Origin of the sequence: Actinomadura scrupuli, assembly GCF_050971785.1 — a bacterium.
GTDB classification, from domain to species: domain Bacteria; phylum Actinomycetota; class Actinomycetes; order Streptosporangiales; family Streptosporangiaceae; genus Actinomadura_E; species Actinomadura_E scrupuli.
The window spans coordinates 160841-183693 of sequence record NZ_JBPCCU010000007.1 but is presented as its reverse complement, the minus strand read 5'-3'; the positions used below and the strand labels follow the sequence as shown (position 1 = coordinate 183693).

At 73.1% G+C, this 22853-nt stretch carries 22 protein-coding genes; 15 read left to right on the top strand and 7 right to left on the bottom strand.

Annotated features, from left to right (window positions below; translation table 11 throughout):
• The first annotated feature begins 3 nt into the window (after positions 1-3).
• Complete coding sequence (macS, locus tag ACRYCC_RS29200; protein WP_433816928.1) at positions 4-1128, top strand: MacS family sensor histidine kinase; 1125 nt, start codon at positions 4-6, stop codon at positions 1126-1128.
• Positions 1129-1306: 178 nt separating this feature from the next.
• Here the strand turns inward: macS and ACRYCC_RS29195 are convergent, their stop codons facing one another.
• A complete protein-coding gene (locus tag ACRYCC_RS29195; RefSeq protein ID WP_433816927.1) occupies positions 1307-2083 on the bottom strand; it encodes a hypothetical protein in 777 nt (258 codons plus the stop codon).
• 312 nt (positions 2084-2395) lie between these two features.
• On the opposite strand from ACRYCC_RS29195, the gene ACRYCC_RS29190 reads away from it, so the two are divergent.
• Entirely contained in the window at positions 2396-2881 is a 486-nt protein-coding gene (locus ACRYCC_RS29190; protein ID WP_433816926.1) for a hypothetical protein, read from the top strand.
• Here the strand turns inward: ACRYCC_RS29190 and ACRYCC_RS29185 are convergent, their stop codons facing one another.
• Positions 2882-5371: an AAA family ATPase gene (locus tag ACRYCC_RS29185; protein ID WP_433816925.1), complete on the bottom strand. Its 2490-nt coding sequence runs from the start codon at positions 5369-5371 to the stop codon at positions 2882-2884.
• A complete protein-coding gene (locus ACRYCC_RS29180; protein ID WP_433816924.1) occupies positions 5368-6021 on the bottom strand; it encodes a hypothetical protein in 654 nt (217 codons plus the stop codon). The genes ACRYCC_RS29185 and ACRYCC_RS29180 overlap by 4 nt, the downstream gene beginning before the upstream one ends.
• Positions 6022-6197: 176 nt before the next feature.
• Between ACRYCC_RS29180 and ACRYCC_RS29175 the strand changes: the two genes are divergently transcribed.
• The 8 genes from ACRYCC_RS29175 (at position 6198) to ACRYCC_RS29140 (ending at position 13527) form a co-directional block, all read left to right on the top strand.
• Positions 6198-6833 carry a response regulator gene (locus ACRYCC_RS29175; RefSeq protein WP_433817213.1) on the top strand — a complete coding sequence of 212 codons (636 nt, stop codon included), beginning with the start codon at positions 6198-6200 and terminating at the stop codon, positions 6831-6833.
• A gap of 230 nt (positions 6834-7063) precedes the next feature.
• Positions 7064-7993 carry a TIGR04222 domain-containing membrane protein gene (locus ACRYCC_RS29170; RefSeq protein WP_433816923.1) on the top strand — a complete coding sequence of 310 codons (930 nt, stop codon included), beginning with the start codon at positions 7064-7066 and terminating at the stop codon, positions 7991-7993.
• Positions 7990-8802: an MbnB/TglH/ChrH family RiPP precursor modification enzyme gene (locus ACRYCC_RS29165; protein WP_433816922.1), complete on the top strand. Its 813-nt coding sequence runs from the start codon at positions 7990-7992 to the stop codon at positions 8800-8802. Before ACRYCC_RS29170 ends, ACRYCC_RS29165 begins: the two co-directional genes overlap by 4 nt.
• On the top strand, positions 8799-9263 hold the full coding sequence (locus ACRYCC_RS29160) for an SCO6045 C-terminal-like domain-containing protein (RefSeq protein WP_433816921.1): 465 nt from the start codon (positions 8799-8801) through the stop codon (positions 9261-9263). The genes ACRYCC_RS29165 and ACRYCC_RS29160 overlap by 4 nt, the downstream gene beginning before the upstream one ends.
• 114 nt (positions 9264-9377) lie before the next feature.
• A complete protein-coding gene (locus ACRYCC_RS29155; RefSeq protein WP_433816920.1) occupies positions 9378-10403 on the top strand; it encodes a 6-phosphofructokinase in 1026 nt (341 codons plus the stop codon).
• A gap of 125 nt (positions 10404-10528) precedes the next feature.
• The gene (locus ACRYCC_RS29150) at positions 10529-10936 is read left to right on the top strand and encodes a TM2 domain-containing protein (RefSeq protein ID WP_433816919.1); all 408 of its coding nucleotides are present in this window, start codon (positions 10529-10531) and stop codon (positions 10934-10936) included.
• Between the two features lie 141 nt (positions 10937-11077).
• On the top strand, positions 11078-12331 hold the full coding sequence (thiI, locus tag ACRYCC_RS29145; RefSeq protein ID WP_433816918.1) for a tRNA uracil 4-sulfurtransferase ThiI: 1254 nt from the start codon (positions 11078-11080) through the stop codon (positions 12329-12331).
• A gap of 188 nt (positions 12332-12519) precedes the next feature.
• Positions 12520-13527 (top strand): DUF2278 family protein, encoded by a 1008-nt coding sequence (locus ACRYCC_RS29140; RefSeq protein WP_433816917.1) that lies wholly within the window; start codon positions 12520-12522, stop codon positions 13525-13527.
• Between the two features lie 115 nt (positions 13528-13642).
• Here the strand turns inward: ACRYCC_RS29140 and ACRYCC_RS29135 are convergent, their stop codons facing one another.
• The 3 genes from ACRYCC_RS29135 to aroF all read right to left on the bottom strand — a co-directional run bounded on the left by ACRYCC_RS29135 (position 13643) and on the right by aroF (position 16435).
• Positions 13643-14083 carry a hypothetical protein gene (locus ACRYCC_RS29135; protein WP_433816916.1) on the bottom strand — a complete coding sequence of 147 codons (441 nt, stop codon included), beginning with the start codon at positions 14081-14083 and terminating at the stop codon, positions 13643-13645.
• Positions 14080-15120, bottom strand: a complete 1041-nt coding sequence (locus ACRYCC_RS29130; protein WP_433816915.1) for a DMT family transporter — start codon at positions 15118-15120, stop codon at positions 14080-14082. The genes ACRYCC_RS29135 and ACRYCC_RS29130 overlap by 4 nt, the downstream gene beginning before the upstream one ends.
• Before the next feature lie 274 nt (positions 15121-15394).
• Complete coding sequence (aroF, locus tag ACRYCC_RS29125) at positions 15395-16435, bottom strand: 3-deoxy-7-phosphoheptulonate synthase (RefSeq protein WP_433816914.1); 1041 nt, start codon at positions 16433-16435, stop codon at positions 15395-15397.
• 249 nt (positions 16436-16684) lie between these two features.
• Here aroF and ACRYCC_RS29120 point away from each other — a divergent pair, with 249 nt between their 5' ends.
• The 5 genes from ACRYCC_RS29120 to ACRYCC_RS29100 all read left to right on the top strand — a co-directional run bounded on the left by ACRYCC_RS29120 (position 16685) and on the right by ACRYCC_RS29100 (position 21538).
• Positions 16685-17302 carry a molybdopterin-dependent oxidoreductase gene (locus tag ACRYCC_RS29120; RefSeq protein ID WP_433816913.1) on the top strand — a complete coding sequence of 206 codons (618 nt, stop codon included), beginning with the start codon at positions 16685-16687 and terminating at the stop codon, positions 17300-17302.
• Between the two features lie 69 nt (positions 17303-17371).
• Positions 17372-18496, top strand: a complete 1125-nt coding sequence (locus tag ACRYCC_RS29115) for a sensor histidine kinase (protein WP_433816912.1) — start codon at positions 17372-17374, stop codon at positions 18494-18496.
• Positions 18497-18579: 83 nt separating this feature from the next.
• Positions 18580-19467, top strand: a complete 888-nt coding sequence (locus tag ACRYCC_RS29110; protein WP_433816911.1) for a LytR/AlgR family response regulator transcription factor — start codon at positions 18580-18582, stop codon at positions 19465-19467.
• Positions 19464-19835 (top strand): hypothetical protein, encoded by a 372-nt coding sequence (locus ACRYCC_RS29105; RefSeq protein WP_433816910.1) that lies wholly within the window; start codon positions 19464-19466, stop codon positions 19833-19835. Before ACRYCC_RS29110 ends, ACRYCC_RS29105 begins: the two co-directional genes overlap by 4 nt.
• Positions 19832-21538 carry a sodium:solute symporter family transporter gene (locus tag ACRYCC_RS29100; protein ID WP_433816909.1) on the top strand — a complete coding sequence of 569 codons (1707 nt, stop codon included), beginning with the start codon at positions 19832-19834 and terminating at the stop codon, positions 21536-21538. Before ACRYCC_RS29105 ends, ACRYCC_RS29100 begins: the two co-directional genes overlap by 4 nt.
• A gap of 431 nt (positions 21539-21969) precedes the next feature.
• Here ACRYCC_RS29100 and ACRYCC_RS29095 read toward each other — a convergent pair whose 3' ends face one another.
• A complete protein-coding gene (locus tag ACRYCC_RS29095; protein ID WP_433816908.1) occupies positions 21970-22821 on the bottom strand; it encodes a deoxyribonuclease IV in 852 nt (283 codons plus the stop codon).
• Positions 22822-22853: the final 32 nt, after the last annotated feature.

Here is a 22853-nt window from a genome sequence, read left to right as displayed (position 1 = left end):
GCGGTGGGATTCGAGGTCCCGCTGTGGCGGGCGATCGCGGTCTTCCGGGTGGTGGCGCTGGTCTACGCCGCGGCCCTCATCGTGCCGCACTCGTCCGCGTACCGGCATCCGGCCGGTGGGTGGGCCGTCCTCGCCGTGATGGCGGGCTGGACCGGCTACGCCGTCCACGCCTACCGGGCGCCGTCCCGCCGGACCTGGCGGCTGCTGGTGGCCGACCTCGCCGTCGCGGCGGGCTGCCTGCTGTCCACGACCTGGGTCGAGACCGCGGACCGGCTGCACCGGGGGGCGCCCACCCTGACGGCGGCCTGGGTCGCAGGCGCCGTGCTGGCCTGGGCCGTCTCGGGCGGCAAGCGCCGCGGCACGGTGGCGGCGGCCGTGATCGGTGTCGCCGGCGTCAGCGTGCCCGGCCTGGCCGGGCTCGGCTTCCGGCCGACGCCGAGCACCTTCAACGGGATCGTCCTGGTGTTCATGGCCGGGGTGGTGGTCGGGCACGTGGCCAAGCTGGGCATCGACGCGGAGGCCAGGCTGGCCCAGGCGATCGAGGTCGAGGCCGCCACCCGGGAACGGGAGCGGCTGGCCCGGCGGATCCACGACTCGGTCCTGCAGGTGCTCACCCTCGTGCAGCGCAGGGGCGGCGAGCTCGGCGGTGAGGCGGCGGAGCTGGGACGGCTCGCCGGGGAGCAGGAGGCCGCCCTGCGGGCGCTCATCGGGGCACCGGACCCGTCCGGCGACCCCGGCGGGCAGGCCGATCTGCGCGGGCTGCTGCAGGGCTACTCGTCGATGACGGTGACCGTGTCGGCCCCCGCCACGCCGGTGCGGCTGCCGGGGCGGACGGCCAGGGAGCTCCAGGCCGCCGTCGGCGCGGCACTGGACAACGTGGCACGGCACTGCGGTTCCGGCACCCGGGCGTGGGTGCTCGTGGAGCAGGCGGGGGAGACCGTCACCGTGAGCATCCGCGACGACGGGCCGGGCATCCCGCCGGGCCGGACCGCCGAGGCCGCCGCGGACGGCCGGCTCGGCATCGCCCAGTCCATCCGCGGCCGCGTTCGCGACCTCGGCGGCACCGTCGCCATCACCTCGGCCCCGGGCGAGGGCACCGAGATCGAGATGAGCGTCCCGGCCGGGTGAACCGGGCGCGGACCGCCACCGGCCGGACGCCGACCGCGCGGGCCGGGCGCCGATCGCGCGGGCCGGGCGCGGAACGGCGCCGAACGGCGTGGAACGGCGTGGAACGGCGCGGAACGGCACGGGCGGGGCGTGGACCGGCGCGGGCGGGCGCGGGCCAGGGGCGACGCAGGGAGCGCCGTCAGACGTGCCAGCAGGCGTAGGTGACCGTGGCGGTGCCGCCCGGGGAGAAGCCGATGGTGGCGGTGCCCCGGCCGCGGATGTAGCAGCCGATGGTCGGGCTGACGACGACGGTCACGGTCGTGGACCGGCCACTGGACAGGGTGCCGCCGCCCGAGGCCCTGACCCGGGCGATGCCCGGGTCGATCGCGGTGACCGACCACCGGACGGTGCCTCCGCGCGCGGTGAGGGTGAGGCGGCAGCTCCTCGGCAGACCGGCGGCGCCGACGTTCCGGCATCCCGCGTCGCCCACCGCGAGGGTCCCGCGGCGGGTTCCGGACGTGCCGCCCGGCGCGGGAGCCTTGGTCGGACGGTCCGGCACCGGCTGCGCCGGGGGAGCCGTCGGGGTGACCTCCGGGGAAGGGCTCGCCGTGGACGAGGACGACGACTCGGAGGGCGACGGGACCGGTGAGGCGGCACCGGTCTGCGGTGGTGCCAGGGCGCCGCTCGTCGGCGCGGCCGCCTGCGAGGCGGGATCCCGCGGTCCGCCGCCGTAGCGGGGCGCGGGCACGAACAGGACGAGGTAGGCGATCCCGGCGCAGGCGGCGAGGGCCGCGGCGATCGGGACCCACCGCCTGGCGCGGCGGCGCCCGGCTCTGTCCGGGGGAGGGCCGCTCCGCGCGGAGGCGGATCCGCCCGGGGAAGGCGACGCGTCGGAGCCGGCCGCCTGGGCGGCCTCCTCTTCGGCGCGGATGGCCTCCGCCAGGAGGACTTCATCGGGCACTGGCCGTGCGGTCACCGAACACACCTCCACTACGGACACACGTTGCGCATGCGCACCAGGGGCTCAGGGAGGTGAAGGCGTGCCTGGTCCGGACCGATCGATCAGGACGCCCGGGAGCCTGCGTGGATCTGCCGGAGGAAATCATGGCCGAACCGGCGCGGTAAGTAATGTGCCCGGCCGCAGGCTTTTCCGCCCGGAGTTGTCAGCAACTTGATAAAGGACGGACGGCCCCGACTCGCCCGACCTGGCCAAAAATGCACCTTACGAGGGATTTAAGCGGACTAGCGCATGATGGGGCCGCAACATCGGCGGTGACGAGGAGGAATCGTGGCAGACGAGATTCAGCAGGGGCCGGCCGGGCCGCCGGGCGACCCCGCGGACCGGCCGGTGGCGTCATCGTCACCACCGCCGCCCGCCGAGGCGGCGCCCGAGGCGGCACCGGCGGCGGCGACCGGCCCCAGCCGCCGGGAACGTCTGCGCAGGGTGGGCGCCCGGCGTCCGGTGCAGCTGCTCGCGGCGGGCCTGATCGGCGGGCTCGTCGGTGGCGTGGTGGTGGCCGCGGCGGACGCGGTGATCGGCGACGACCACCATCACGGCCGCTACGCGGACTACGGCCGGCACGCCGGCCCGTTCATGCGCGGGGACGGCCCGTACAGCCGGTACCGCGGCCAGGGCGGAGGCATGCCGCCCGGGCCCGGCTGGTACGGCAACCGTCCGGGGAAGATGCCGATGTACCGGGTGCCGGTGCCGGTGCAGCCGGCTCCCACGGCACCGGTGCCGGCGCAGCCGACTCCCTCCGCCCAGGCCAGCTGATCAGGTGCGGGCGGCGGCCACCCCGTCGCCCGTGTTCTGCGGCTTCTCGCCCTCCGGCACGGGGGGCAGGCTGAGCTGCACGTTGGTGTGCCCCGCGTGGGCGGACACGGCGGCCTCGTGGTAGCTCTCCAGCTCGGCCGCCAGCCGCGACCCCTGGTAGAGCGTCCCGTCGATCAGCGGTCCCGGCCGTCTCTCGAGCACCGCGATGACGTCGTCGCCGGTCAGGGTCTTGTGCGTCTCCAGCGCGTGGGCCAGCGCGAGCACGTCGTGCCGGTTCTCGGTCAGGATCTGCGCGGCACGGTCCAGCAGCGTCCCCAGCAGCACCTCGATCCGCTCGCCGAGGTTGCCCGCTCCCGCCCGGTCGTCGGCCGCCTTCGGCACGGCGCCGAAGCCGATGCCGCGGCGGCCGGCCCGGGCCTGGGGGTTGCCCGCCGCGATGCCCAGCGCCTGCAGCGCGGTCAGCGAGGAGATGCCGCTGCCCATGCCCCAGAGGGCCTCCATCAGCGAGGCCACGGTGGTCGCCGACTCGAGGTCGCCGGACACCCCGGAGGAGCTGTCCTGGCCGAAGAACATCCGCTCACCGGCCAGTGACGCCAGCGACACCAGGATGTCGGCCTCGTACTCGCTGCGCCACCGGGTGAACTGGTCCTCCGGCTTCACGCTGGCGACCATGCCCAGATAGTCGCTGCCCTTCTCGATCGTCGCGATGTCGATCTCCAGGTGCCGGCGGGTCCGGTAGGCCATGACGGCATGGCACGCCTCGTGCACCGCGACCGCGTGCCGCTCCCGCTCGATGTACTCCACGTCCTCGGGCGGCCCGAGCTGCTTGAGCCGCTTGGCGTGCATGACGTCCGCCCAGCCGATGACCTCCCGGCCGTCCCGGATCGCGGTGATCAGCGCCTCGTTGACGAGGTCCTTGATGGTCGCGCCGGTGGCGTACGGAGTGATCGTCGCGAGCTTGTCGATCTGCTCGTCGGTGAGCTCGTGCCGGACCTTGGAGAAGTAGCCCTGGTAGGTGCGGACCCGGCCGGGCTTGGAGGGGTAGCCGACCTTGTAGATGCGGTCGATGCGGCCGGGGCGCAACAGCGCCTCGTCCAGCGACTCGGGCATGTTGGTCGCCATCATGACGAGGATGCGGTACTTCGGCGGCGGCTTGGGCCGCATCCCCACCAGCCGGCGGACGTACCGGTTCACCAGGCCACGGGGCTTCTTCAGGCCGGACAGCTCGGTGAGCAGGGCCTGCAGGGTGCCCATGTCGCCACCGCCGCCGCCCATGCCGGCGCCCGCCACGAACCGGCTGCGGCCTGGCTCCGGCGGCTCCGCCGCGAGGTCGGCCGGGCCGGGCGACAGCGCCGTGCGGGCGAGCGTCCACCGCAGGTCGGAGGAGAGGTAGGCGGTGCCGTTGCACCCCGCCCGCTGGAAGGCGGCGGCGGGGGACAGCCCCGCCTGGCCGGGCGGCCCGGCCTGGGCCAGTGCGCCGCGGCGGCCCAGGGAGTCGGCCTCGTCGAAGAACACGATCACGCCGCCGTAGCGGAGCGAGAGCCTGCGCAGCTTGCGGAACAGCGACTTGACCTTGAGCACCCCGATGCCGAAGAACATCTGGATGAACGCGCCGGGGTCCACGAAGACGTACGGCTTGCCGGTCTCGCCCGCCACCGCCTCGGCCATGAGCGTCTTGCCGGTGCCCGGAGGTCCCCACAGCAGCAGCCCGCCGGGCACGTACCCGCCCTTCTCCTCGATCTCCAGCGGCCGCTCCAGGAAGACGATGTTCTCCTTGACCCGCTCGACGACGTGGTCCTGGCCCCAGACGTCGGTGAACCGGGTCTTGATGTCGTCGGGGTAGTAGACGTCGATACCGCCGCGGGACAGGAACCAGAACAGCCCGACGAACTGGAAGACGACGAAGAAGAACGCGAAGGCGAGCTGCATCAGCAGCGGCATCGCCTGCCACAGCAGCGCCGGCGCCTGGAACAGCGCCAGCGGCGGCGAGGTGTGCAGCAGCCTGCCCGCCACCACGGCGAAGACGGCGATCCAGAACACCCAGGCGAAGGCCCGCCAGAGCCGGAACCGGGTCCAGGCGCTGAAGCGCCGGTGGCTGAAGCGCTCGAATCCGCCGAAGACCCGCCTGGTCCAGAACAGGTGGTAGCGGGACCAGCGCTCGCTGACCAGGAAATGGATCTGCCGGAGCAGCTCGATCCCGCCGACGGCGAAGACCCACCAGCCCGTCCGGGTCTGGATGCGCATGGCGTCACCGAACGGCAGCAGCGGATCGTCCGCCATCGACGCCCAGACCAGGGCGAACCATACGACGGTGAGCAGCAGCAGGTATTTGGAGCGATCCCACAGAGAGAGCCGCTTGCGCCGGGTCTCGTCGCCGCCGTGCGGCGCGTCGTCCGGCGGCCGCAGGCCCTCCGGGTGCTCGGCGGCTTCCGTCGTGTCCATGATCGGCTGGTCGTCGGGCTGGTCGGTCTTCTTGCGACGGAAGATCATGGGCGGTTCCTCACCGTGAACGAGCGCGCGATCGCATCGAGTTCGCTCGCGCGGGTCCGGTAGCAGTGGGCCGAGCAGCGGATGACGAAGAGGTACAAACGTCCGTCGTCACTGGCGAGCACGGTTCTGTCGGTGGTCAGCAGGCCGCTGACCGGGTTCGGTGAGGTGTTGTAGACCTCTCGCACGCCACGCAGCCCGTGCCCGGGTCTGAGCACCTGGTCCCGCAGCCATTCGAAGCTCTCGTCCGCCGAGCCCTGCTGCGCGGCGGCCTCCCGGGCGTCGGCGGTGACGGTCCCGCCGAGGTTGCGCAGCGCGTCCAGCGAGACCTGGCCCTGCTCTGCCTGGCTCAACGGGCGCACCATCGCCAGCACCACCGGGTCGTCGGAGGGCAGGCCGGTCAGGTGCAGGACCGACGGCTCCTTGGCCGCGTCGTAGGCCACCGTCCAGACGAGCCGCTTCTGGGCCTGGGCGGTGGCCGAGTCGGGATCGCCGCTGAGCAGCTTGGTCAGCGCCTCGTCATCGATCTTGTGCCAGCCGGCGGGGACCTTGAAGTAGGTCTTGTTCTTGGAGCTCTTGACATAGGTGTAGCCGGGGGAGCCGCACGCCGAGCCCAGCAACACGAACAGAAGGACAACGAGAATCGCGCGCACAGCGCCTCTCACCACGAGACCTCCGAAGGGCTGCTCCTTCTGTGAGTATGAACGCAAATGCCTATTACGACCAGATTGCGGTTCGGTCTCGCCGGGATTTCGCTTGCCGATTTTGTCAAGTTGTGCGAAGGGTGAGGCTTAACATGCCGATCGTGACGGATAGTGCGGTTCGAGTAATGGTCGTGGACGATCACCCAATGTGGCGGGAGGCGGTCGCCCGCGACCTCGCGGAGGCGGGGTACGACGTCGTGGCCACGGCCGGCGACGGCCGTACGGCGCTGCGGATCGCGGCGGCGGCCCGGCCCCAGGTGGCGGTGGTCGACCTGCAGCTTCCCGACATCAGCGGGGTGGAGGTCGCCCGCGGGCTCGCCGCCGCGGAGCCCGCCGTGCGGGTCCTGGTGCTCTCGGCCAGCGGCGAGCAGGAGGACGTGCTCGAGGCGGTCAAGGCGGGGGCGACCGGTTACCTGGTCAAGTCCGCGGGCCGGAGCGAGTTCCTCGACGCCGTGCGCCGCACCGCGGACGGGGACGCCGTGTTCACTCCCGGGCTGGCCGGGCTGGTCCTGGGCGAGTACCGCCGGCTGGCGGCGGCCCCCAGCAGGGCGGATGAGCACGCGCCCAGGCTCACCGAGCGGGAGACCGAGGTGCTGCGGCTGGTCGCCAAGGGGCTGGGCTACAAACAGATCGCCCAGCGGCTGGTGCTGTCCCACCGCACAGTGCAGAACCATGTGCAGAACACTCTTAACAAACTGCAGTTGCACAACCGGGTTGAACTGGTCAGATATGCCATCGAACAAGGTCTTGACCGGGAATGAAAAGCCGTCTCGCCCGCGCCACCTCCCGGTACACCCGCGCGCAGCGGCCGCCGGGCCGGCCGGCGGGCCGGAGCCGGAGCCGGTGACGGGGCGCCCCTCCGCACGCGGCCCCGGCGCCCGGCAGGGCGCTGAGCGGTGGGAAGGCGCGGAAACCCGAGAACCCTTCGGCTCCCGGCCGCGTCATAGTGGGAGGCCGAATCCGGCCACATGACGTTCAGATGGAGTCAACGATGGTCATGGCCGCTTCCGGCGACACCTGGGGGATCCCCGGTCCGTCCTTCCTGGGTCTGTACTTCCTCGCCTTCGTGGTGCTGTTCGCGCTGTCGCTGATGCTGCGGTTCGCGGTCCTGCGGGGGCGGCGCGCGCAGCGCGACCTCCACCCCTACGAGGCGGCCTTCCTCGGGGACGGCCCCGGGCGGGCGATCGCCGCCTCCCTGGCCGCCCTGTACTCCGCCAAGGTGATCACCGCGGCCGGCTCGGGGCGGTTCCAGCTCATCGCCCAGCCGCGCATGACCCTCACCCCCCTCGACGACGGGATCCTGCGGGCCATCGGCGAGAGCCCGGACATCAACGTCCGCGCGCTGCCCCGGCATCCGGCGGTGCGGCAGGCGCTGGACGACCTGGAGGACGGGCTGATCCGGGCCGGGCTGCTCACCGACCCGTCCGGACGCGCGCGGGCCCGGTTCGCCGCCGTGCCGCTCGCCCTGCTGTTCGCCGTCGGGGCCGCCCGGATCTGGGCGGGCCTGCAGAACGGCAAGCCGGTCACCCTCCTGGTCGTCGCCGTCCTCCTGGTGGCAGTGGTGTGGCTCTGCCTGGTCGCCACGGTGCCGAAGGCCACCCGTTCCGGACGCCGGGCGCTGTCGGCGGCCATGATCCGCAACCGGGTCCTGAGCCCCTCGATGTCGCCGTCCTGGGCGACGTACGGCCCGACGGGAGCCGCGCTCGGCGTGGCGTTGTTCGGCGGGGCGGCGCTCTACAGCATCGACCCGGCCTTCGCCCAGGCCTCCGAGGTCCAGCGCGGCCTCGGCATCTCCTCCGGGTCGTCGGGGTCCTCCTGGAGCAGCTCCAGCAGTTCGTGTTCGAGTTCGAGCTCCTGCGGCAGCTCCAGCTCGTGCGGCTCGTCGTCGTCCTGCGGAGGCGGCGGCGGGTGCGGAGGATGAACCTGCCCGAGCTGGGCGTCGGCATCGGCTGGCGGCCGGAGATCGCGGGGTTCGTCGCCGGGCTGCCCGGCCTGCGCTTCACCGAGGTCATCGCCGAGTCGCTGCACCACCCGCATCCGGAGCTGCTGGCCCTGCGGGACCGCGGGGTCACGGTCGTGCCGCACGGGGTGAAACTGTCCCTGGGCGGCGCCGACCCGGTCGATCCGGGCCGCGTCGCGCATCTGGCCTCCTGCGCCGAGCTGACGGGCGCCCCGCTGGTCAGCGAGCACATCGCCTTCGTCCGGGCCGGCGGGCTGGAGGCGGGGCACCTGCTGCCGGTGCCGCGCACCCGCGCCGCGCTCGACGCCCTGACCGCCAACATCCGGCGCACCTGCGCGGAGCTGCCGGTGCCGCTGGCGATCGAGCCGATCGCCGCGCTGTTCGACTGGCCCGACGCCGAGTACGGCGAGGCCGCCTTCCTCACCGAGCTGCTGGACCGCACGGACGCGCTGCTGCTGCTCGACGTGGCCAACCTCTACGCCAACGCCCGCAACCGGGGCGAGGACCCGCTGGAACTGCTCGGCGCGCTGCCCCTGGAGCGGGTGGCCTACGTGCACGTGGCCGGCGGAGCCGAGCACGACGGTCTCTACCACGACACCCACACCGACCCGGTCCGCGCCGAGGTGCTGGACCTGGTCCGGGAGCTGTGCGCGCGCCGGCCGCCGCGGGGACTCCTGCTGGAGCGCGACGGCGCCTACCCGCCCGCCGCCGACCTGCGGTCCGAGCTCGACGCCATCGCCGGCGCCGCCGGGCTGGCCGCGGTGACATGAGCGCCCAGGACGAACTGCGCCTCGCCCAGGAGGCGCTGGTGGCCGCGCTGGTCGCGGGGGCCCCGCTGCCCGCGGGCTTCGACGCCGTACGGGTCGGCGCGGCGGCCCGGGCGCTGCTGCGCAAGCGGGCCGGTGAGGTCGCCCGGGCATGGCCGGAGCTGGCCCGGTCCTACGGCCCGGGGTGGCCGGGCGTCTTCGCCGGATGGGCGTCGGCGCTGCCCACCCGGGGATCCTGGCGGGACGGCTGGGACTTCGCCCGCGCCCACCGCGGGTCGCTGACCCCGGAGGCCCGCGCCGAGCTGGCCGTCTGCGAGGCCTATTGGGCGCGCGGGGCCGGGGGCGAGCCCCGCCGGCGGCGCGGGATCGCGGTGGCGCGCTTCCCCGGTGGCGTGGCCGTCGGCGTCCTGGGCCGGGTCCGGACAGTGCACGGTCACCGTCCGTTCGCCCGCCGGGCCCGCTGACCGTCTATGGTCTAGACCAATAACGGTTCGCGGCGCGCCGGATGATCGGCGCAATGCCCGGTGTGAGGGTACCCGCGCCACTAGTCTGGCCGGGTGAATTCTGGGGAGGAATACATGCGCGTCGGAGTGCTGACCGGAGGCGGCGACTGCCCTGGCCTGAACGCCGTCATCCGCGCTGTCGTGCGTAAGGGCGTCCAGGTCTACGGATACGAGTTCGTCGGCTTCCGGGACGGCTGGCGCGGCCCGCTCGAGGGCGACACCGTCGCGCTCGACGTCCAGGCCGTGCGCGGGATCCTGCCGCGCGGCGGCACGATCCTGGGCTCGTCCCGGACGAACCCGCTCAAGGTCGAGGGCGGCATCGAGCGGATCAAGGACAACCTGGCCGGGCTCGGCGTCGACGCCCTCATCGCCATCGGCGGCGAGGACACCCTGGGCGTGGCGCGCCAGCTGCACGAGCAGGGCGTCAAGATCGTCGGCGTGCCGAAGACGATCGACAACGATCTCAACGCCACCGACTACACCTTCGGGTTCGACACCGCGGTCGGGATCGCCATGGAGGCCATCGACCGGCTGCACACCACGGCCGAGAGCCACCACCGGGCGCTCATCTGCGAGGTCATGGGGCGGCACGCCGGCTGGATCGCGCTGCACGCGGGGATGGCCGGCGGCGCCAACGTGGTGCTGATCCCGGAGCAGCCCTTCGACATCGAGAAGGTCTGCGAGTACGTCGAGAGCCGCTTCAAGACGCGCTACGCGCCGATCATCGTGGTGGCCGAGGGCGCCCACCCGCTCGACGGCCAGATGGAGACGCGCGACGGCGAGCTCGACTCGTTCGGCCACGTCAAGCTGGGCGGCATCGGCGAGTGGCTGGCCCGGGAGATCGAGAAGCGCACCGGCAAGGAGGCCCGCACGACCGTGCTGGGCCACATCCAGCGGGGCGGCACGCCGACCGCGTTCGACCGGGTGCTGGCCACCCGGTTCGGCCTGCACGCCGTCGAGGCGGTGCACGTCGGCGACTTCGGGAAGATGGTCGCCCTGCACGGCACCGACATCGTCCGGGTGGACCTGAGCCAGGCCACCGACAAGCTCAAGACCGTGCCCCCGGAGCGTTACAAGGAGGCCGAGGTCTTCTTCGGCTGACCGTCCGCAGATCATCGGCGGCCCGCGACGTTCTGTCGCGGGCCGCATTCTTTGTGGTGATTGATGCTGGATATACAGCTTTCCGGGCCGCCTCCACCCCTGGTTTTTCGCTAACGTCTCCTTCCATGACTACGCCTCCTCCTCAGGACCCGAACTACGGGTCGAACCAACCCCCCTCGTACGGCCAGCAGCCCGGCTACCCCCAGCAGCAGCAGGGGTACCAGCAGCAGCCCGGATACCCCCAGCAGGGCGGCTACTCCCCGGTGCCGCACGGCTCCGCGTACGGCGTGGACCCCGTCACGGGTGAGCCTCTCTCGGACAAGACCAAGATGGTCGCCGGGCTCCTGCAGATCCTGCTCGGCGGTTTCGGCGCCGGCCGTTTCTACACCGGTCACACCGGCCTCGCGGTCGGTCAGATCGCGGCGACCTGGCTCACCTGCGGGATCGGCGGCATCTGGCCGCTGGTCGACGGGATCATGATCCTGGTCAACGGCGGGACCGACGCCCAGGGCCGCAAGCTCCGCGACAGCTGATCCTCCACTTCCTGCACGGCCCCCTCCGAGCGGCGGGAGGGGGCCTGCTTCGTTCCGGCGGGCACTCCGCACTGGTCGCGGTGGTGGCCCGCGTAGGCGACACTGGAAGATGCCGTTGCCAGGTCCCCAGGAGGTTCCCGCATGCCCATGCTCGATTCCGCGACCGATCGCTCGCCGCTGCGGCCGCTCGTCGCCGGCGAGCCGTGTGTGCTGCTCAAGCTGGGCGAGCTCGTCCTGAAGGGCAGAAACCGGGAGCAGTTCGAGCGGCGCCTGCAGAACAACATCCGGGCGGCGGTCAAGAGCCTCGGCATCCCGGTCCACCTGGCCCAGCGCCAGGGGGTCATCGTGGTCCGCACCGAGAGCCGCGAGCAGGCCGACGTCGAGTCGGTGGCCCGCCGGCTGGCCGACGTCATGGGCATCGTCTGGGTGCACCGTGCCTGGCGGGTGGCCAAGGAGGTCGAGCCGACCGTGCAGGCGGCGCTCGACCTGATCGCCGGGCATCCCGCGCTGCCCCGCAAGGCCGCGTTCGCGGTACGGGCCCGGCGGCGGGACAAGCGGTTCCCGATCACCTCGTCCGATCTGAACATCCGGATCGGCACCGCGGTGCAGGAGCGGTTCGGCCTGCCGGTCGACCTCGGCGCCCCGGAGATCACCGTCTCGGTGGAGGTCGACCGCGACGAGGTGTTCGTCTACACCGACGGGATCCGCGGGCAGGGCGGCCTGCCGGTCGGCACGAGCGGCCGGGCGCTGGTGCTGATGTCCGGCGGCATCGACTCGCCGGTGGCGGCGTACCGCATGATGCGCCGCGGGCTCCGCGTCGACTTCCTGCACTTCTCCGGCATGCCGTTCACCGGCCCCGAGTCGATCTACAAGGCGTACGCGCTGGTCCGCGAGCTGGACCGGTTCCAGGGCGGTTCGAAGCTGTACGTCTCGCCGTTCGGCAAGGCGCAGCAGCAGATCAAGTCGTCCGGGGCGGACCGGCTGCAGATCATCGCGCAGCGCCGGCTCATGCTGAAGACCGCGGAGAGCCTCGCCCACACCCTCGGCGGGGCGGCGCTGGTCACCGGTGACTCGCTCGGCCAGGTGGCCAGCCAGACGCTCACCAACATCACCGCCCTCGACGACGCCGTCGAGCTGCCGATCCTGCGGCCCCTCGTCGGCATGGACAAGCTCGAGATCATGGACGAGGCCCGCCGGATCCACACGCTGTCCATCTCCGAGCTGCCGGACGAGGACTGCTGCAGCCTGCTGGCGCCGCGTCGGGCCGAGACCCGGGCCAAGATCGAGGATCTGCGGCAGATCGAGAAGCGGCTGGACGCGGGGGAGCTGGCCGACCAGCTGGCCGCCGCGGTCCAGCGGCACAGCCCCGTCTACGGCGACGCCTCGTCCTCCTGACGTCCTCGTGAGGCCTCCTGACGGGCTTCTGAGGGGCTTCTGAGGGGCTTCTGAGGGGCTCCCGCGCACCCGTGCATGCCCATCCGGCCGAAACGATCGTCCGCGGCCGGTCACAGGATTAGCCTGAAGCCCGACATAGGAGTCATGAGCCGGGTATTCGGCCTCGGGGGCGGGGAGAGGGGCGAACCATGCCGTTGCGGGCCTACGGGGTACTGGCGGGACGGGCCGTGGACCGGCTCAGGGAGGGGTCGAAGGACACCCCGCACTTTCAGATCGAGCTGACCGACGACACCGACGCCCACTACCGGATCGCGGTCAACGTCCAGTCCCAGCAGGCGCCGTCCGAGCTGCTGTACGCCGCCATCGAGGACTTCCGGCATCCGCTCACCGGGACGCTGCCCGAGGTGGGCGCGGGCTGGACGCCACTGGAGTCGCGGCCGGGCGGCGCGGCCCTGGACTACATCCGCGGCAACCTCTTCGATCCCGGTCAGCTGCGCCCGCTGCCGCCCGATCTGCCGGGCCCCGACAACGACCTCGCGGACCTGCTCGACCACTACGTGGAGCGGGCGATCTCCGATCCCGCCGCCGGTGTCTACGCGTTCGGGCAGCGCTGGGGTCCCGAGCCGGGCACCCCGGACAAGATCTTCGGTTTCCGGCCCGGCAACGGCGTCCACGACATCCACATGAATCAGGGCAACACCGGCCGGTTCCGGAGCGACGACGGGGTCTGGCAGGACGGCGCGCTGCTCCTGCGGTTCCCCGGCGAGTCCCGCTGGGTGGCGGTCTTCCTCGCCTTCCAGTCCCAGGCCTGGCACACCGACGACGTCACCGGGCACGCCCTCAGCACCCCTCTGCCGCAGCCGGTCCCCGGCAGGGCGCCGGTGCGGATCGTCGCGGCACTGGTCAACCCGGCCGGGCCCGGCCCCGAGGCCGAGACCGTCACGCTGCTCAACGCCTCCCCGGAGCCGGTGGACCTGACCGGCTGGCGGCTCGTCGACCGCCGGCAGCGGGCACTGACCCTGGAGGCCGGCGGCCTGGCGGCCGGGGCGACCGTGGCGCTGGGGGTCGGCGGCGCGCTCCAGCTCGGCAACGACGGCGGTGCGATCACCCTGCTGGACCCGGCGGGCCTGAAGGTCCACGGCGTCTCCTACACCCGTGACCAGGCGAGCGCCGAAGGCTGGACGATCACCTTCTGACCCCACCTCCCGCGGCGCCGCCCGTCTCACCCCGACTCCCTCACCCGCCGTGATCATGCAATCGTTCGTCGAACGATTGCATGATCACGGCAGCGAGCCATGGCGGGGGTGGCGGTCATGGGGGCATGGTGGCCAGGGTGGCGGCGAGCTCGGGTATCTGCGCGCGGGGGAAATAGAGGTTGGCGTGGCCGGCCAGGCCCGCCGGCGACAGCCACACGGCCGAGTACCAGCCGCCGGCGACCTTGGCGGACAGCCGCGCGGAGAACTCCGGCGTCCCGTCCAGCCGGGCGAGCAGGGCCTGGCCGGCGTCGACGGGCATCTTCAGCCACGCGTGCCCGGCGAGGAAGGCGCTCCAGCGGGCCGGCTCGGCCATCGAGCGGATCCCGCCGCCCGCCATCGCCTCGCCGATGTCCTGGCAGCACATCAGGGTGCGGAGGTCCAGCGCCCACAGCGCCCGGATCACCGGCACCAGCTCGACGTCGACCGGCACCGTCTCCCCCTCCGGGGCGGCCAGCTCCTCGGCGGGATGCACGTCGGTGATCTCGGGAACGGTCATCGGCTTCCCCTGCGATGCCACGCCCGCGTGCGGACGGCCGCCACGGTGGCGTCGGTCCAAGTGTCGTCCCGGCGGGCCCCGCCGTCCCGGGATCGAACCGACGGCGCCCGCCCGCCCCGCGATCCCGGCCGTGTTCCGCCGGTGGCGAGCAGGACGATGCCGCCCGCCAGGATGGCCAGCCCGGCCAGGGCGACGCCGCCGAGGTGCTCGTCCAGCACCACCAGGCCCAGCAGCGCGGCGACCGCGGGCTCGGCCAGGCCGAGGGTCGTGGCGACGGCGACCGGAGTGGTCGCCAGCCCCCGGGCGTAGAGCACGTAACCCAGCCCGGTGGTCACCACGCCCAGGTACAGCGTCACCAGCAGGCCGGGCCCGTTGAGCAGGGTGCCGGGCCCGCCGCTCAGCAGCACCGGGAGCAGCAGCACGCCCGCGCCGCCGAACAGGGCCCCGACCACGGCCAGGCCGTCCTCGCCGCGGGTGATCAGATGGGACGTCACGGTCGCGTACGCCGCGTAGGTCAGGCCGGACAGCAGGGCGAGCAGGACGCCCACCGGCTCGACCCCGGCGTCCTGGCCGCCGCCGACCAGCAGCGCGCAGCCGGTGACGGCGCCGGCCGTGGCGAGGATCCAGCGCCGCGACAGGCCGCCCTGGCCGGTGAGCAGGCAGAGCACGCCGGTGAAGGCGGGGGCGCTGCCGATGGTGACGACGGTGCCGGTCGCGACCCCGGTGCGGGCGACCGCCGCGAAGAACGCCGTCTGGTAGACCGCGACGCTGACCGCGCCGAGGGCGAGCATGGCCCAGGTCCCGCGGCCGCGGCGGAGCAGCGGGCGCAGGCCGGCGCCCCGGGCGGCGAGCACGAACAGCACCAGCCCGCCGAGGATGATGCGCGCGGCGCCGACGGTGACCGGCCCGGCGGACGCCGGGGCGAGGGTGCGGACGGTGCCGGTGGTGCCCCACAGGGACGCCGCCAGCAGGATGTCGGCCGCGCCGCCACCGGAGCGCAGTGAGCGCAGGGGACGCGGGGAGAGAAGGAACAGCACGCGGAACGCTCCTGAAACTCGAATCGGAAGATCGGATCCGTGTTCCGGGGCGAAGCCGTACGAGGGTGCGCGGAGCGGGCCCGGGTGCTCGGCACCGGGCCCGTACAGCGGAAGGAGAAGCGGCCGCCCCGGGTCAGGGGGCGGGCGGCGGCGTGACCGCGTGCCAGTACGTCATGGCTCCCGAGCGTAGCGGCAATGCCGCCCGCGTCCAACGGCACGCCCGCCACGGTGACGGCACCGGAGTGTGATCACCGTGGCACGGCGGGCGAGCGCCTCAGGCGGGTACGGCGTCGGCGCTCCGGGTGAGGGCGCGGCCGACCAGCGGCGGGAAGTCCCGGACCACCTTGGCCAGCTCCCGCAGGTCACCGTCGACCAGGGCCTGCGGCCCGTCGCACAGGGCGGTCTCCGGGTGCGGGTGCACATCGATGATCACACCGTCCGCGCCGACCGCGATGGCCGCCCGGGTGAGCGGCAGCACCAGGTCGCGGCGGCCCCCCGAGTGCGAGGGGTCCACGATCACCGGCAGGTGCGACAGCCGCTGGGCCACCGGCACCGCGGAGATGTCCAGGGTGTTGCGGGTGGCCTTCTCGAAGGTGCGGATGCCGCGCTCGCACAGCACGATGTCGAGGTTGCCGCGCTGGGCGATGTACTCGGCGGACATCAGCCACTCCTCGATGGTGCCGCTCATGCCGCGCTTGAGCATCACCGGCTTGCCGGCCTCGCCGGCCGCCTGCAGCAGCGCGAAGTTCTGCGTGTTGCGGGTGCCGATCTGCAGCATGTCGGCGTACGAGGCGACCAGGTCGACGTCGCGGGCGTCCACGACCTCGGTGACGATCGGCATCCCGGTCTCGGCCCGGACCTCGGCGAGGATCTTCAGCCCGGCCTCGCCGAGCCCCTGGAACGCGTACGGCGACGTGCGCGGCTTGAACGCGCCGCCGCGCAGCAGGGTGGCGCCCGCGGCCCGCGCCATCTGCGCGGCCTGGAGGGTCTGCTCCGGGGTCTCCACCGCGCACGGGCCGGCGATGAGGGTCATCGTGTCGGGGCCGATCGGGACGCCGCCGACCCGCACCACGGAACGGTCCGGGTGGTTCTCGCGGCTGATCAGCTTGTAGGGCACCGAGATGCGCACGACGTCGCTCACGCCGCTCATGCCGCGCAGGTTGAGCGAGCCGAACTGCTGGACGTCGCCGACCAGCCCGACGATGGTGCGGTTCACGCCGCGGCTGACGAAGGCGTCGCCGCCCGCCGCCCCGACCAGCGAGACGACGGCGTCGATATCCGCTTCGGTGGCCTCTGGGCCCATCACAACGACCATTGCTCTCTCTCCTCATCCAGCGGGACTGTGTGAACATGCAGAAAGCCCCGGGCCAGTGCGGCCCGGGGCTTTCGTGTGAGGTCTGTCAGCGCAGCGTTCGGCCGACCATCACCCGAGCTCCGGGCTGGCCATACCAAAAGAAGTAGACGACGCTGCGCACGTCACACACATTACACACAGTCCCGGGATGCCGCGGGCGGGAGGGCCCGAATATGGCTCACCGCCTGAGGGTGGCAGTATGGCCGGGTCATGACAGATCCAGGGACCGAGCTCGAGAAGTCACTGCCGCCGGGACAGTACGTCCCCCGCGGCTGGCCCGTCCTGCACTACGGGCCGGTGCCCAAGTTCCGGCCCGCCGGCTGGGACTTCCGGGTGTACGGAGCCACCGCGGCCGACCGGCAGTACCGCTGGAACTGGGACGAGTTCGACGGCCTGCCCACCGAGAAGGTCGTCGCGGACTTCCACTGCGTCACCAAGTTCACCATCCCCGACAACCACTGGGAGGGCGTCACCGGCGCCGCCTTCGTGGAGCTGGCCCCGCCGCACCCGGACGTCACCCACGTCATGGTCTGGGCGGAGTACGGCTACAGCGCCAACCTGCGGATGGCGGACTTCCTGGCCGCGGGCACGATGCTCGCCACCCACCACAACGGTGAGCGACTCACCCCCGACCACGGCTTCCCGGTCCGGCTCGTCGTGCCGCACCTGTACGCCTGGAAGAGCGTCAAGTGGGCGCGCGCGGTGGAGTATCTCGTGCAGGACCGGCGCGGGTTCTGGGAGGAGCGCGGCTACCACAACACCGCCGACCCCTGGCGTGAGCAGCGCTACTCCTACCAGGAGGAGGACGGCGACTCCCCGCCGCCGTAGGTACGGGCCAGCCCCGCGGATCGTCATTCTGCGTGTTCGTCTGCTTACTTTTCGTTATCGTAATCTGTCATGGTCTGGCGACGAACACGGCGGCGCGGATTCGGCTCGCTCGCCGACGAGGCCACCTTCGGCACCCTGCACACCATCTCGCTGGCATCGCCGTCCCTGCGGTCCGGCCTGACCAGGGACTCCGCCCGCAAGGCCGCCCGGCACCTGCGGGCGCTGCTGGACGTCGAGGCGGTGGCGCTGACCGACGCCGAGCAGCTGCTCGGCTGGGACGGCGCCGGCGCCGAGCACGCGGGCCGTGCGCTGGGGCACGTGCATCCGGTGCTGAAATCGGGGCGGCCACGGGTGGTCGAGTCCGAGCTGGTGGCGTGCGGCGACCCCTTCTGCAAGGTGCGCGTGGGCATGGTCGCCCCGCTCACCATCGAGGGACGCGTGGTGGGGGCCCTGGCGGCCTACGGCCCGGCCGCGTGCCCGACCCGGATCCGGGCGCTGGGCGAGGTGGCCCGCTGGGTGTCGGGCCAGCTGGAGCTGGCCGAGCTCGACTCCGCCCGGGCCCGGCTGATCGAGGCCGAGATGCGGGCGCTGCGCGCGCAGATCTCCCCGCACTTCGTCTACAACTCGCTGACGACCATCGCCTCCTTCGTGCGCACGGATCCGGAACGCGCGCGGGAACTGCTGCTGGACTTCGCCGACTTCGCCCGGTACTCCTTCCGCAATCCACGCGAGTTCACCACGCTCGCCGAGGAACTGCGCTCCATCGACCGGTATCTGCTGCTGGAACGCGCCCGGTTCGGGGAGCGGTTGCGGTTCACGGTGGAGATCGCCCCGGAAGTGCTGCCCGTGGCCGTTCCCTTTCTCTCCCTGCAGCCGCTGGTGGAGAACGCGATCCGGCACGGCATGGAGGCCAGCAGGCAGTCCTTTCACGTCCGCATCGTGGCCCGCGACGCCGGGGCCGAGGCCGCCATCAGCATCGAGGACGACGGGGTCGGAATGGATCCGGAGCGATTGCGGGCGGTGCTGGCCGGCGACACCGGTCCCAATGCGGGCATCGGGCTGGCCAATGTCGACGAGCGGATGCGGCAGGTCTACGGCGACGAGTTCGGCCTGATCGTGGAGACCGGTCAGGGGGCCGGCACCAAGGTGAGCCTGCGGGTGCCGAAATGCCGGCCCGGGGTCTTTCCGGAGTGAATCCGAGCGCCCGCCGGAAGCAATTACCGGCTACCTGGTGAAAGCGATTGCGCACGCAGGGTGATCGGGGGCATGGTCGGCACATGCTTCACGTACTTGCGGTCGACGACGAGGTTCCCGCGCTGGAGGAGCTGGCCTACCTCCTGCGGGAGGATCCGCGCATCGAACAGGTGACGGCCGCCTCCGAGGCGGCCCAGGCGCTGCGCAACCTCAGCCGCATGCTGGTCGCCGGCCAGCGCCTGGACGCCATCTTCCTCGACATCCGGATGCCCGGGCTGGACGGGCTGGACTTCACCCGGCTCCTGATGGAGTTCGCCGCCCCGCCGGTCGTGGTGTTCGTGACCGCGCACGACGACTGCGCGGTGACGGCGTACGAGCTGGGCGCCCTGGACTACCTGCTGAAACCCGTGCGCCCGCAGCGGCTGGCCGAGGCCGTACGCCGGGTCCAGGTGGCGGTGAGCCGCAAGGAGGAAGGGCCCGCGCCGGACGAGGCGGAGCTGGACGAGGTGATCCCCGTCGAGCTGGGCGGCCGCACCCGGCTCGTCATGCGGTCGACGGTGCTCTACGTCGAGGCGCACGGCGACTACGTACGGCTGCACACCTCCGAGGGCGGCTACCTCATCCGGATGCCGCTGGTGGTGCTGGCCAAGCGGTGGGAGGTCGCGGGCTTCATCCGGATCCATCGCAGCACCCTGGTCTCGGCCGGGCACATCACCGAGCTGCGCTTCGACGGCGGCCGGGCCACCGTGCAGGTCGGCGACGAGCTGCTGCCGGTGAGCCGGCGCCACACCCGCGAGGTGCGCGACCTGCTCGTCCGGCGGTTCCGGTTCGACCCCCGGCCGCGCCCGGACTCGCCGCTGCCGCAGACCTCCCGCCCGCAGCCCGCCCCGGAGCCGCCGGCCGCCTCCGCCCAGGATCCCGCGGTCCCGGGTGCGCCGCCCGCCGGCCCGCCGCCGGCGGAGGCACCGTGAGCGGTCCGCGGCGGGTGCCGGTGACCAGCCCGCGCACGCGGGCGCCGCGCGGCCCCGGGCACTGGCCGGTGAGCCGGGAGCTCGACGAGCAGACCGCGCTGGGCGCCGTCTACGTCCGCTGGCTGATGCGGGCCCAGCTCCGCCTGGCGATGTTCACCTCCCTGGTCATGGTGATGGCCTTCGGCGGCCTGCCGCTGGCGTTCGTCGTGGTCCCCGGGCTGGCCCGGTCGCGGATGCTCGGGGTGCCGCTGCCCTGGCTGGTGCTGGCCCTGGGCGTGCAGCCGCTCTGGATCCTCACGGCCGCGTGGCACGTGCGGCGCGCCGAACGCACCGAGCGGGACTTCACCGAGGTCGTGGAGCGCTCATGAGCGTGCCGGTGACAGTGGCCGCGCTGACGGCGCTGGTGGCGGCCGTGGGGGCGCTCAGCCTGCTGTGGAGCCCGCGGGCGGAGGCCTGCGCCCGGCTCACCCCCCGGCCGATGCGCGAGCCGCGGAACACCCCGGTGATCGGCGGGGAGTTCATCTCCGCGGCGGCCTTCCTCGGCACCGCGGGCCTGGCGCTGGCCTACGGGGCCGGCATGCTGTGGCTGCCCGTCGGGGCCGCGGCCGGGCACGTGCTACTGCAGGTCTTCGTGACCGCGCCGCTGCGCCGCTCCGGCGCCTTCACCCTCACGGGCTTCGCCGAGTGGCGGCTCGGCTCGCGGGCGGTGCGGCGGGCGGCCGGCGTCTGTGTCTGCGTCACCGGCTGGTTCTGCCTGCTGCCTCAGCTGGAGAGCGCCGGGATCGCGCTGCGGGTGCTCGCAGGCCCTCCTGCGTGGGTGGGCCGGACGGCCGTCATCGTCGTCGCCCTGTCCATCGTGCTCGCCGGCGGCATGCGCGGCCTCACCGCCGGCCGGGCCTTCCGGTGCTGGTTCAGGCTCGTCGCGATGGCCGTCCCCGTGGTCGCGCTGCTCGCGCTCTGGCACCTCGGCCTCACCGCCGGCCAGGGCCGGCCGCAGCCGCCCCGCTTCGCGCAGGAGACGACCGTCGCCATCGATCTCGACGTGGCGATCCGGGTGCTCGCCGGCACCGGGATCGAGATCGCCGGGGTGCTGGACGGGCGGCGCCACGACGGGGCGCGCGTCGTGCTGGAACCCGGCACGCACGTGCTGGAGGAGGGAGCCCGGCTGGTCTTCCCCGCCGGTGCCCGGGTGCCGCGCCCGGCCCCGGCGCCGGAGCCGGGCGGTGACGTCTGGGCGGCGCCGTTCGGCCGGGGCGACCACCCGCTGTTCACCACCTACTCCGTGGTCCTCAGCGTGCTGCTGGGGACCATGGGGCTGCCGCACGCCGTCGGGTGCTTCTCCGCCCACGCGTGCGGGCGGGCGGCGCGCCGCACCGCCGCCCTGGTCCCGGCGCTGCTCGGGCTGTTCTGCGTCCTTCCCGCGCTGTACGGCGCCCTGGGCCGGCTCTACACCCCCGGCCTGCTCATGACCGGCGACGGGGACGCGACCGTCCTCATGCTGCCGCACCGGCTGGCCCCCGGGCCGGCCGGCTCGTTCCTGACCGGGCTGGTCGCCGCGGCGGCCTTCGCTGCCTTCGCCGCCGCCTCCTGCTGCGCGGTGGTGGCCATCGCCGGCACCGTCTCCCACTGCGGGCCGCGCGGCGGGGCGGGCGCGTTCCGGCTCGGCGCGGTCGTCGCCGTCGCCGTGCCGCTCGCGCTGGTGGCATGGGTCCGGCCGCTCGGCCCGGCCGGGCTGGTCACGCTCGGCTGTACGGTCTCGGCGTGCTCGTTGTGCCCGCTGCTGGTCCTGGGCCTCTGGTGGCGGCGGCTGACCCCGGTGGGGGCGGTGGCGGGTCTCGCCGCGGGCTGCTCGCTGGCCGTCCTGGCAGCCCTGACGCACCTCGCCGGCGCCGTGCGGGGCGGCTGGCCCGGGGCGGTGCTCGCACAGCCCACCGTCGCCATCGTCCCGGTCACGTTCGCGGTGATGGTGGGGGTCTCGCTGCTGACCCCGCTCCGGGTGCCGCCCGGCGTGGATCGTGCGATGGCCAGGCTCCATCTGCCCGAGGGACTGACCACCGACCGCGCCCGATGAGCCGTCGGGACCGTTCGTCGCCGTAGACCGACCGTTCGTCGTACGACTACTGAGCGTATGACGCTGGCTACGCACCGTTCATCGAGGGCGCGGTTTCCCACCACCCCCATCAGCGGTAAGACGCATAGTGTTCGTCCTGAGCACCGAACTTCAAGACGACACAGGAGATCCGGAGCGCCGGAGCGGTCGTACCACGTTGATGGGCGGGGATTCCCGAACGTACGACGTGGGACCGCACCGGAGGCCGGATCAGAGCCGACAGGCCCCGTACCGGGGGGGTGGGGCCTGACGGCGGTGGGCTCGGGTGCTGCTGAACAGTCGGGGGGTTGTTCGGCAGCGCCCGGGCCCTTTTTCACGGGTCCGGGCAGCCTGCCCGGCCCCGAGGCCAGTGCCCGCCGCGTCGCCCGGAGGCGGCCCGGAGGCGGCCCGGCTCAGCCGTCCCGCAGCCTCTTGAGCGTGTCGATGTCCCGCCGGTGCGGCTCGGCCGACTTGCCCGGGGTCTCGATCAGGAACGGGACCCCCGCCACGGCCGGATGCCGGAAGAGCTCGGCGAACGGGGCCTCACCGATCAGGCCGGCGCCGATGTTCTCGTGCCGGTCCCGGGCGGAACCGCACGGGTCCTTGGAGTCGTTGGCGTGGATCACCTTCAGCCGCCCCGCCCCCACGGTGGCCACGAGCGCGTCGATGGTCTCCTTGACCCCGGCCGCCGCGGTGAGGTCGTGTCCCGCGGCGAAGGCGTGGCAGGTGTCCAGGCACACGCCGAGCCGGGGATGCCGCTCCAGCGCGTCGAAGTAGGGGCCCAGCTGCTGCACGGTCGCGCACAGCATGGCGCCCTGCCCCGCCATCGGCTCGAGCAGCAGATCCGGCCCGTCCTCGGGGATCTCCTCCAGCAGCGGCAGCAGGTGCTCGTGGATCTGTCGCATCGCCTGGTCGTAGGACTGGCTGACCGCGGAGCCGGTGTGCACGACCACGCCGCGGGCGCCGATGTCGGCGGCCCGGCTCAGCGCGTGCCGGACGGAGTCCACCGACCTCTTCAGCGTCTCCTCGGTGGGAGAGCCGAAGTTGATCAGGTAGGACGCGTGCACGTAGGTGGGCAGGCCGCTGTCGCGCAGCCGGGCGTCCTCGGCGGCCTTGCCCGCGGCCAGAGCCCAGCCGCGCGGGTTGGAGACGAAGACCTGGATGGCCTCCGCACCGATCTCGGCGGCGTATTTCAGCCCTCCGGTGGCGAGGCCGCCGGCGACGAAGACGTGCCCGCCGATGGGGCTCTTGGGAGTCGGCGTCATAGGCCTACCAGCCTACTCACCCGGGCGGGCGG

What these genes read in the sequence shown, in the direction of transcription:
- ACRYCC_RS29175 (WP_433817213.1), top strand. Translation starts at nt 6,198, where the DNA reads ATGGTCGTGGACGATCACCCAATGTGGCGGGAGGCGGTCGCCCGCGAC.
- ACRYCC_RS29100 (WP_433816909.1), top strand. Translation starts at nt 19,832, where the DNA reads ATGAGCGTGCCGGTGACAGTGGCCGCGCTGACGGCGCTGGTGGCGGCC.
- ACRYCC_RS29110 (WP_433816911.1), top strand. Translation starts at nt 18,580, where the DNA reads ATGCTTCACGTACTTGCGGTCGACGACGAGGTTCCCGCGCTGGAGGAG.
- ACRYCC_RS29165 (WP_433816922.1), top strand. Translation starts at nt 7,990, where the DNA reads ATGAACCTGCCCGAGCTGGGCGTCGGCATCGGCTGGCGGCCGGAGATC.
- ACRYCC_RS29135 (WP_433816916.1), bottom strand. Translation starts at nt 14,083, where the DNA reads ATGACCGTTCCCGAGATCACCGACGTGCATCCCGCCGAGGAGCTGGCC.
- ACRYCC_RS29155 (WP_433816920.1), top strand. Translation starts at nt 9,378, where the DNA reads ATGCGCGTCGGAGTGCTGACCGGAGGCGGCGACTGCCCTGGCCTGAAC.
- ACRYCC_RS29095 (WP_433816908.1), bottom strand. Translation starts at nt 22,821, where the DNA reads ATGACGCCGACTCCCAAGAGCCCCATCGGCGGGCACGTCTTCGTCGCC.
- ACRYCC_RS29150 (WP_433816919.1), top strand. Translation starts at nt 10,529, where the DNA reads ATGACTACGCCTCCTCCTCAGGACCCGAACTACGGGTCGAACCAACCC.
- ACRYCC_RS29140 (WP_433816917.1), top strand. Translation starts at nt 12,520, where the DNA reads ATGCCGTTGCGGGCCTACGGGGTACTGGCGGGACGGGCCGTGGACCGG.
- ACRYCC_RS29120 (WP_433816913.1), top strand. Translation starts at nt 16,685, where the DNA reads ATGACAGATCCAGGGACCGAGCTCGAGAAGTCACTGCCGCCGGGACAG.
- ACRYCC_RS29185 (WP_433816925.1), bottom strand. Translation starts at nt 5,371, where the DNA reads ATGATCTTCCGTCGCAAGAAGACCGACCAGCCCGACGACCAGCCGATC.
- ACRYCC_RS29160 (WP_433816921.1), top strand. Translation starts at nt 8,799, where the DNA reads ATGAGCGCCCAGGACGAACTGCGCCTCGCCCAGGAGGCGCTGGTGGCC.
- aroF (WP_433816914.1), bottom strand. Translation starts at nt 16,435, where the DNA reads ATGGTCGTTGTGATGGGCCCAGAGGCCACCGAAGCGGATATCGACGCC.
- ACRYCC_RS29170 (WP_433816923.1), top strand. Translation starts at nt 7,064, where the DNA reads ATGGTCATGGCCGCTTCCGGCGACACCTGGGGGATCCCCGGTCCGTCC.
- ACRYCC_RS29115 (WP_433816912.1), top strand. Translation starts at nt 17,372, where the DNA reads ATGGTCTGGCGACGAACACGGCGGCGCGGATTCGGCTCGCTCGCCGAC.
- thiI (WP_433816918.1), top strand. Translation starts at nt 11,078, where the DNA reads ATGCCCATGCTCGATTCCGCGACCGATCGCTCGCCGCTGCGGCCGCTC.